The 8,309-nt window shown below is 42.1% G+C and carries 8 protein-coding genes, 1 other RNA gene and 1 other annotated feature; of the genes, 2 read left to right on the forward strand and 7 right to left on the reverse strand.

From position 1 onward, the window contains the following. The first annotated feature begins 143 nt into the window (after nucleotides 1-143). Nucleotides 144-510, forward strand: a transfer-messenger RNA (tmRNA) gene (gene ssrA, locus A5875_RS06100). Nucleotides 511-681: 171 nt separating this feature from the next. On the opposite strand, the gene A5875_RS06105 is transcribed toward ssrA, so the two are convergent. The 3 genes from A5875_RS06105 to allD form a co-directional block, all read right to left on the reverse strand. Beyond that, a complete protein-coding gene (locus A5875_RS06105; protein ID WP_088932778.1) occupies nucleotides 682-1,641 on the reverse strand; it encodes an alpha/beta hydrolase in 960 nt (319 codons plus the stop codon). A gap of 259 nt (nucleotides 1,642-1,900) precedes the next feature. Continuing rightward, the gene (locus tag A5875_RS06110) at nucleotides 1,901-2,101 is read right to left on the reverse strand and encodes a hypothetical protein (RefSeq protein ID WP_088932779.1); all 201 of its coding nucleotides are present in this window, start codon (nucleotides 2,099-2,101) and stop codon (nucleotides 1,901-1,903) included. 133 nt (nucleotides 2,102-2,234) lie between these two features. Further along, a complete protein-coding gene (gene allD / locus A5875_RS06115) occupies nucleotides 2,235-3,284 on the reverse strand; it encodes an ureidoglycolate dehydrogenase (RefSeq protein ID WP_088932780.1) in 1,050 nt (349 codons plus the stop codon). Between the two features lie 274 nt (nucleotides 3,285-3,558). Between allD and A5875_RS06120 the strand changes: the two genes are divergently transcribed. Then, the gene (locus tag A5875_RS06120) at nucleotides 3,559-3,765 is read left to right on the forward strand and encodes a DUF378 domain-containing protein (protein WP_088932781.1); all 207 of its coding nucleotides are present in this window, start codon (nucleotides 3,559-3,561) and stop codon (nucleotides 3,763-3,765) included. A 74-nt stretch (nucleotides 3,766-3,839) separates the two neighbouring features. Here the strand turns inward: A5875_RS06120 and A5875_RS06125 are convergent, their stop codons facing one another. The 4 genes from A5875_RS06125 to A5875_RS06140 form a co-directional block, all read right to left on the reverse strand. Further along, nucleotides 3,840-4,673: an energy-coupling factor transporter transmembrane component T family protein gene (locus tag A5875_RS06125; protein ID WP_088932782.1), complete on the reverse strand. Its 834-nt coding sequence runs from the start codon at nucleotides 4,671-4,673 to the stop codon at nucleotides 3,840-3,842. Between the two features lie 83 nt (nucleotides 4,674-4,756). Then, nucleotides 4,757-6,451 carry an ABC transporter ATP-binding protein gene (locus A5875_RS06130; protein ID WP_088932783.1) on the reverse strand — a complete coding sequence of 565 codons (1,695 nt, stop codon included), beginning with the start codon at nucleotides 6,449-6,451 and terminating at the stop codon, nucleotides 4,757-4,759. 16 nt (nucleotides 6,452-6,467) lie between these two features. Beyond that, a complete protein-coding gene (locus A5875_RS06135; RefSeq protein WP_088932784.1) occupies nucleotides 6,468-7,019 on the reverse strand; it encodes an ECF-type riboflavin transporter substrate-binding protein in 552 nt (183 codons plus the stop codon). 38 nt (nucleotides 7,020-7,057) lie between these two features. Further along, nucleotides 7,058-7,897: an SAM hydrolase/SAM-dependent halogenase family protein gene (locus A5875_RS06140; protein ID WP_088932785.1), complete on the reverse strand. Its 840-nt coding sequence runs from the start codon at nucleotides 7,895-7,897 to the stop codon at nucleotides 7,058-7,060. 112 nt (nucleotides 7,898-8,009) lie between these two features. Further along, nucleotides 8,010-8,255 (reverse strand) — a binding site (T-box leader). Nucleotides 8,256-8,309 lie beyond the last annotated feature (54 nt).

Below are 8,309 nucleotides of genomic sequence, written 5' to 3' on the forward strand. Positions count from 1 at the left end.
ACCTTACCCATATCTTCACTAACAATTTGTTTTTTCTTCAATCTTTCCTAGGCTGAGGAGTAAAATCTTCATTACTCGTGTACTTCTTTGCATTTTTTATAACGGAATGGTATACTTTCTTCTGCAACAAAAATATTTATCAAGGGGCTGTTACGGATTCGACAGGCATGGTTCGAGCCTGAATTGCGCTTCGTAGGTTACGTCTACGTAAAAACGTTACAGTTAAATATAACTGCTAAAAACAATAATAACTCTTACGCTTTAGCTGCCTAAAAACAGTTAGCGTAGATCCTCTTGGTATCGCCCATGTGCTCAAGTAAGGGTCTCAAAATTAGTGGGATACGTTTCAACTTTCCGTCTGCAAGTTGAAAAAGAGCTCATCAGACTAGCAATGTCTGCGGCCTGTCATGCGGCAGAGGACAAAGCGAAATTTAAATAGTATGACTATGAGCGTAGATTTTTAGGTAGCGAAGTGTTTGGACGCGGGTTCGACTCCCGCCAGCTCCATTAAGAAAAGCCAAAACGTTGAATAATCAGCGGTTTGGCTTTTTTGTATATTTCAAATTTAATAAAAATAGATTACGAACGCCAGCTTTAAATGTACTTTAGTTCAAACATACTCACTCTTCTTATGGTGAACAGTCACTTAATTCAGAGTATCAAGCTGTTTTATACATCAATCTATTTCTTTTTTTGCATTTGTTCAATGGCGGTTTGTTCCGACAGCGGCAGTTGGAAATATTTTTCTAACCATGTACTGCATAATTCTGTCCATCTACTAACAGCCGGATTTATTTGTGAAGCGGCCTCACTGCTGGCCTGCGTTGCCAAGCTTAAGCCGTGTCCGCCCTCCGCAAAAATGTGCAATTCATAGGGTACCTGATTTTCTGCTAACTTCTCTGCAAGCTTCAAGGAATGGGTCGATGAAACCAAAGGATCTGCGGCTGTGGCCCAGACAAAAACAGGCGGCGTTTGCTCATCCACTTGATAGACTGGACTAGCCATTTCTAATAAAGCTCGCTCCGGTTCTTCTTTTCCTAAAAATGCGACATTCGAGGCTTTCATAAAAGCAACATCCATTGGATTTTGCTTATTGGCGATTTCTTTTTGCAAATAGACATAATCTGTCAACGGATAACCCAAGATCACACAAGCAGGGCGTAATTCTTCAGGCGTCGTATCGAAGAACTCGGTTAAAACCGGCTTATTCCAGCTTGTCGCATATAAAGCGGCATTATGCCCGCCAGCCGAAAAGCCGCATACAGCGATTCGCTTCGCATCTACTTTCCATTCTTGAGCGTGCTTTTTGATTAAAAGAAGCGCCTCTCCCAATTCTCTTATCTGAGCAGGATAAAGAGTCTCCTCTTTGACTGCCAATGGTTTTGTCAAATCCGGCAGACCCATTCCGGCTTCTGAATAAGTCGTGTATTTTAAAACGAATGCGTGATAGCCCATCATCGCAAATTGAAGAGCCACAGGTTCAGCTTCTCGATCAGAGCAGCTGAAATAGCCGCCTCCCGGACAAATAATCACTGCTGGTCGTGCCTTTCCTTTCAGCATTTCAGGAGAGTCGTCTAAAAGATAGGCGGTTAACGTGACCTGAGGCTTCTTTTCGTTTAATTGAATGGTTTCTATTTTCATTTTCTCTTCCTCCTAAATATTTCCGAAAATAAAGAATACGCTTTCAAATTTATACCTTAAGCATACGACACCATCTTACTCTTCACTATATGCAAAAATCATTTGATTTATGTTCATTTCCGCGATTTGAAAAAGCCCAAGCTCAATCCTCTTAATTGAAAAAATTTCTAACATTAAAAAAGAATATGCTCAGCTTTTAAACTGAATCATATTCTTTCTGTTTATCTATTTTCCTATCGGATCAAAGCGAGATCAGCTATTACTGTTCTGCGTGTTCTAAAGCTTCCTGTTCTTGGTCGACAAAAACAAATTTCAAGTGGTCAGGGTAAACGTAGAGAATTAAACGTTCTTTGCGGACATCGGTGGCGACTGCAGGATAGACTTGTTCCGTCGTGACATGATCGCTGAAAAGTTCTTTTAAGGCAACTTCCAAACCGGCATTGATAAATGGATTCAACATTCTGCTCGCTCCCTTTCAATAACTTGACTCTCTCATCTCCATTATACGCGTTGGAGCAAAAAATCGATTCATTAATTGAAAAAAAGTTTGCTTTATTAATTAAATGAATTAGCCCGTGAATCAGTCCCGGTGATTATTCAGCAAATTTATTCTTATGGTCGTACCGATTGTAATGAATGGCATCGCTGACTAAGTATTGATAAATATCATCAACGATCTCAATCCCGTTTTCCTCATAATTTTTCTCACGCATTCTTCCTCGTTCGCCAGGATAATTCACTTCTTTGAAGCCCGCACTTGGCGCGACGGCTTTCAGTTCGTCCAGCATTGTTGAGATGGTCTGCTTAAATGTATCCAACCCGACGAAAAATTCAGGATTGATTACAATATGCAATTGACCTAATTCTCTTCCTTTCGAAAGATCATGATACATTGATGACACGTGTTTGCCGAATGGTACACCCAACAGCACGCCGGATAAGACATCGACCATCATCATCAAGCCATACCCCTTCGCACCAGCAATTGGCAGTAACGCATTTACCTTTGTCGAATCGGTCGTAGGATTCCCTTGTTCGTCCACCGCCCAAGTATCTGGAATTGATTCCTTACGAGAACGAGCGTGCAAAATTTTCCCCCACGCCTGAACTGTCGTTGCCATATCAAAAGTGATGATCCGTTCATCATTACTTGGTGCCGCAAACGCGATCGGATTGGTTCCGAAAAATGGTTCGCTGCCTCCGAAAGGCACTACCATTGGATCGGATTGACAGACTGAGACTGCTACCATGTCTTTTTCAGCCGCTCTTTCCACATAATATGCCAAAGCTCCGCTATGAGAAATATTTCTGACACCAATAACAGCCACACCGGTTTCCTTTGCAATGTCGATCGCATGATCCATCGCCTTTTCCGCTGCAACAAAGCCGGAACCATTGTCCCCCTCAAAAATTCCGCAGCTTGGTCCAGTCTTCTCGAATTTGAATTGAGGCTCCTGAGTAATTCCGCCCTTAGCGATCCGCTCTGAATAATATTCCACCCGCATCGCTCCATGAGAATGAATCCCTCTTGCGTCGGCAAAAGTCAACACATCGCTGACGATTCCCGCCTGCTCTTCTGATAGACCAGCTTGATGGATTTTGTCTTGGATCAATTGATGCAATTCTGCTTTTGTAACTCTCATGTTTTTCACCTTTTCCTTCTTATTTTTAATTTTCGCACAAACTTTTACATCTATAGAGTAAGCGTTCCCCAGCGTATTCACACTAGCTATTGTGCACAAAAAACAAAAAGAAATTGTCAGTTTTACTCAGCATTAACTGAAAAGTCACGGCCTCTCATAAGATTAAGACTGTTTTTCGTCTGATTAAATAAAAAATTTCGTATTATGAGCAGATGAATATGGCGAGAATTACAATTATGGTACTGTTAAACCAATCAGAAGGGAGGGGTTACAGATGAAATACCTAGATATTATCGCGCTTGTCTTGTTGATTATCGGTGGAATTAATTGGTTATTAGTAGGTCTTTTTGAATATGATTTAGTTGCAGCAATATCTGGCGGAAGTACAGCGATTCTTGCGAAGATCATCTACATCGTTGTCGGAATATGTGCTCTTTACTGTTTGAAATTTATCCCAGGGATTGCAAATCGCGCTGAATAAGTACATTGATTTGCAATTTGTTCAATATATAAAGAAAAACGAAGCCCTCTATTCAAGCTAGAGAGCTTCGTTTTTTAGCGAAATGGATTATAAAAGCGTCCGCCGTTAACAAACAATAAAAAGATTCCCGTCGAACACAAAAGAATTACCAGCAGTAAAGCTAAATAATCGTTCCGCTTCAATGGTTTAGCCAACAGCCACGTCCGTCCCTTTTTCTTACCGAAGCGACGCAGCTCCATCGCTGAAGAAATTGTCTCAATCCGTTCCAAACTGGAAAAAATCAACGGAATCGCGATCGTCAAATTTCCCCGCACTCGTTTCATCAAGGAAGCCTTTTTAGAAAGCTCATTGCCGCGAGCCTGCTGCGCCTTGGAGATCGTTCGAAAATCCTCCTGAATATCTGGAATGTAACGCAGCGCCAAAGAAAATGCATAAGCGATCTTATAAGAGCCGCCCACCCGATGAATACTTGACGCCAGTTCACTAGGATTCGTAGTCAAAATAAAGATCAAGCCTGGCGGAATCGTTACAAAATATTTGATCAGCAGATTAAACTCATAAAACAGCTGCTCCTGCGTCAGCGTATAGCGGCCGATCCCCTCAAAAATCACATGGCGTGTTCCATAGATCGTCACACCATATTCCGGCGCAAACAAATAAACCGTCAGCAGATTCAAGAGCGAAAAGAAGGCGATAAATTTCACCACAAAAGAAATCTCGCGATAACTGATTTTCGCTGTTCTAAAAAGAATCACAGAAATGATTGCCAACCCCAGCAAAAAGCGCGTATCGTAAGAAATCATCCCCACCACTGAAATCATTAAAAAGCATAATAATTTTGTAAAGCCGCTAAGTTGATGGATCGGCGTTTTTTTCGGCAGATAGCCGATTAGATTGTTGCCCGCCATAAGTCCCTCCTAATTCGCAGTAATGATGTATTTTACTAAAATACATTTTTTTCTCACCACGTCTATCGTTCCACTAAAGTTTTCTAATTATTATGAACAGCGGAACTGCCATCCTCATGTTGGATAAATGCTGACACAAAACCAGTCGCATCCGCCAAATGATTATTTTCTGCCAAGCGATAAAGACTAGTCTCCCGCAAACTTGCCGATGCCACTAGCTCTGCTGAGGATAAAACGTTGGCAGGTGTCGCATCCGCGATGATCTGTCCTTCTTTTAAAACAAGCGTGCGCTGCGTATGCTCAAGCATCAAATGCATATCGTGGGTAATCATCAAGATCGTGATTCCCCGCTGATTCAGCTTCCGCAAAAAGGTCATCATTTCATTGTAGTGATAATAATCTTGTCCCGCCGTCGGTTCATCAAGAATCAGTAATTCCGGCTCCAGCACTAAAATCGCCGCAATTGCCACTCGGCGCTTTTGACCATGACTCAAGGCAGAAATCGGCCAATTCCGAAATTCATAAAGTCCGCAGACCTTTAAGGTTTCAAAAACTTTCTCTTGAATCGTATCCGAATCAACGCCGCGATTTTCTAACCCAAGCGCAACTTCTTCGAAAATCATATTCTTTGAAAGCATTTGATTGCTGTTTTGCAGTACATAGCCGATTTTGTCTGCCCGTTCTTTGATACTTTCGTTTGCGATCGATTGGCCCTTCCACAAAAAGTCCCCTGTCTGTAAAGGATAGAACCCTGTAATCAGATTGGACAGTGTGGATTTTCCGGCACCATTATGCCCTACTAGGCTGACCATCTCCCCTTGATATAGAGTAAGATCGATTTCTTTAATGACCATTTCATCACCAAAGCCAAAGGAAAGCTTATTCAAGGTCAATAGTGATGCTTCCTTCGAAGGTGCAGGCTTGAACTCTCCCTGCGATTTTGCCAATGCCGAGGCTATTTCGGGTGAAACTAATTGATCGACCTGCGTCAAGTCGTGAAAATTATCCAATGAAATTCCCGCACGTTTTAAAGCAGAAATATAAAGCGGCTCGCGAATACCATACTCAGCCAGCAGTTCACTTTTCAGCAAGTCAGTAGGAGTCATGTCCGCGATGATCCTTCCCTCATCCATCAAAATGACCCGATCGATCGGTGCCACCAGCACTTCTTCCAAACGATGTTCAATAATAATCGTCGTGAATTTTTGCGACTGATACAACTGATCGATCATTTGGATCGCTTCATAACCTGTTTGTGGATCAAGATTGGCTAAAGGCTCATCAAACAAAAGGATCGGTGTTTCATCAATCAAGACACCCGCCATCGTCACCCGCTGCTTTTGTCCGCCCGAAAGATCCTGCGGACGTTTTTCAAGCTGGGCCAGCAGATTGGTCTTTTCTGACCAGTAATTCACGGCTTCCCGCATTTCTGCCTGCTCCACCATTTCATTTTCCAGCGAAAAAGCAATATCTTCAGCCACCGTCAAGCCGACAAATTGACTATCTGTGTCCTGCAACACCGTACCAACATCCAGCGAAAGATCATAAATTGATGCTTCACTAAATTTTTTCTTATTGATCGTCAAACTGCCGGTAAAGTTTCCCTCTTCATTTTGCGGGATAATCCCATTTAGACATTTTCCCAAAGTTGATTTGCCGGAGCCGCTGGGGCCCATGATCAAAATCTTCTCTCCCTGCTTGATGGACAGATTGATCTTTTTCAACGTAGGTTCGGCTTGGCTATCGTATTGAAATGTAAAATCACGAAACTCGATCATTTTATATCCTCACGTTCTAAGCTTCTTTATTTAAACTGCCTTTTTTCGTTTTGGTCTGTGCGTAAGCTTTTAATAGAATAAAACCAATAATACCTGTTACAACTGAATTTGTGATCCCGGCAACGACACCTTGCGTAAAGACCTTGCTTGGTGCTTCTGCATAAATCAAAATATCGCCGATTGGAGCGATTATCACCCACGTTACCAAATTAGCGATCGTTTCGCCAACTAAAAATGTCACGATTTCCTTTTTACCAAAAATACCTTCCTCGATCGGGATACGTTTTGCCAATAATCCGAAAAACACACCTAAAATCCCTGAAGCCACGATCCATGACCACCATGCACCATATGTCGTTAAATCTCCTAGCGCATGTCCGATAAATCCAGCTAATCCAGCTACGATTGGACCATAGACTACGCCTAATAAGGCTAAGAATGGATACGCCGTTGCGATATCAGTATTTGGAATCCCAGTAGGAATCGTCACGAAACGTTTCAAAATAAAGAAGACCGCCGCGCCGATACCGATTGCTACAATGTGTTTTACCGTAAATTTTTTGTTCATAATTTTCTACCCCGTTTCATTTTATAAGTGCTTTATTCCTAAACTTTAGTCAGTTCGATCGTCCAATCATTGCCGGTGCCAATTTTATACACGGCAGAAAATGAATCCAGATTGATCCCTAAACCAACATTTAATAATGAATTAATATATAATACCGCTTCTTTCGGAGCCACTTGAGCGAAGGAACGTCCGAAGACAACCTCGTCTTGATAACGGACCACACCTTGATAGTATATTTTTACTAGCAGGCTTTGTCCATATTCAACCTGCCAATTTTTGAAAAATCCGACGGGAATGTTCGTCCATAGCGAACCAAAGCGAATATCGGTGATATCGATCGTTCCGCTGATCTTATTTTCATTCTGCAATGGAGCAATCAATGGGAAAGTAACCAATTCGCTAGTTGGAATAACCGTACCCAATTCAGCGAAAGCAACCTTTCCGCTGGCTAAACGAGCGCCGTTATATACATAAACATCACGTCCATGGAATGTATGGCTCTCTGATGATCCCGGCAACCGCTGAGATTCCTCATCAATTTGACGCACTTCCTTAATTCCCACATACTGTGCCAAATAAGTCAATGTGCCATTATCCGGCGTAATCACATATTGACCATCCTTCAGCTCCGCCACGACACTGCGACGCGTTGATCCTACACCAGGATCAACCACCGAAACAAAAACGGTGCCTGCAGGCCAATACGTAACCGCCTGTAATAAACGATAACTTGCGTCATGAATATTGTAAGGCTCGATTTCATGCGTTAAATTATTGATATTCAAGGTCGGTTCGACCTGATAAGCCACTCCATACATCGCATTGACCGCACCATCCTGTAATCCAAAATCCGTTTGTACCACTAAAAATCCTGCCATAAATCTTCCACCTTCCAATTGTTCTTTGAGATACTCTGTTTGGACCTTTCATTGGGATCGTCATCCCATATATTAAAAGCAGACACAAAAAATGCCCTCAGCAAAATAAATTGCTAAGGGCATTAGACATGCGTTACCACCTTTAATCGTAAAATCCTCACAGATTCTACCTCAATCAGTACCCAAAAAAATTTTTTTGGAGACCGTGCCTTGTTAACGGGGGCATCCGTATTTCCTTAAACATTCGGGAAATCCGCTCAAAAGCCATTTTCAAGTAACTCATCTGCACTCCCTCTCACCAAACGGGAACTCTCTTTAGCAAAGATACTTACTCTACTTTCTTTTTCATCGCGTTTCATCGATTGCTAATAAAATAGCAGAGAAGTTTTAACTTGTCAATGGCGAACAGGGG

Source organism: Enterococcus sp. 3H8_DIV0648, from assembly GCF_002140655.1.
Taxonomy (GTDB): Bacteria; Bacillota; Bacilli; order Lactobacillales; family Enterococcaceae; genus Enterococcus_A; species Enterococcus_A hulanensis.

Bases quoted from the DNA above. Each gene is read 5' to 3' on its own strand.
- A5875_RS06105 (WP_088932778.1), bottom strand. From the start codon at position 1,641: ATGAAAATAGAAACCATTCAATTAAACGAAAAGAAGCCTCAGGTCACG.
- A5875_RS06110 (WP_088932779.1), bottom strand. From the start codon at position 2,101: ATGTTGAATCCATTTATCAATGCCGGTTTGGAAGTTGCCTTAAAAGAA.
- allD (WP_088932780.1), bottom strand. From the start codon at position 3,284: ATGAGAGTTACAAAAGCAGAATTGCATCAATTGATCCAAGACAAAATC.
- A5875_RS06120 (WP_088932781.1), top strand. From the start codon at position 3,559: ATGAAATACCTAGATATTATCGCGCTTGTCTTGTTGATTATCGGTGGA.
- A5875_RS06125 (WP_088932782.1), bottom strand. From the start codon at position 4,673: ATGGCGGGCAACAATCTAATCGGCTATCTGCCGAAAAAAACGCCGATC.
- A5875_RS06130 (WP_088932783.1), bottom strand. From the start codon at position 6,451: ATGATCGAGTTTCGTGATTTTACATTTCAATACGATAGCCAAGCCGAA.
- A5875_RS06135 (WP_088932784.1), bottom strand. From the start codon at position 7,019: ATGAACAAAAAATTTACGGTAAAACACATTGTAGCAATCGGTATCGGC.
- A5875_RS06140 (WP_088932785.1), bottom strand. From the start codon at position 7,897: ATGGCAGGATTTTTAGTGGTACAAACGGATTTTGGATTACAGGATGGT.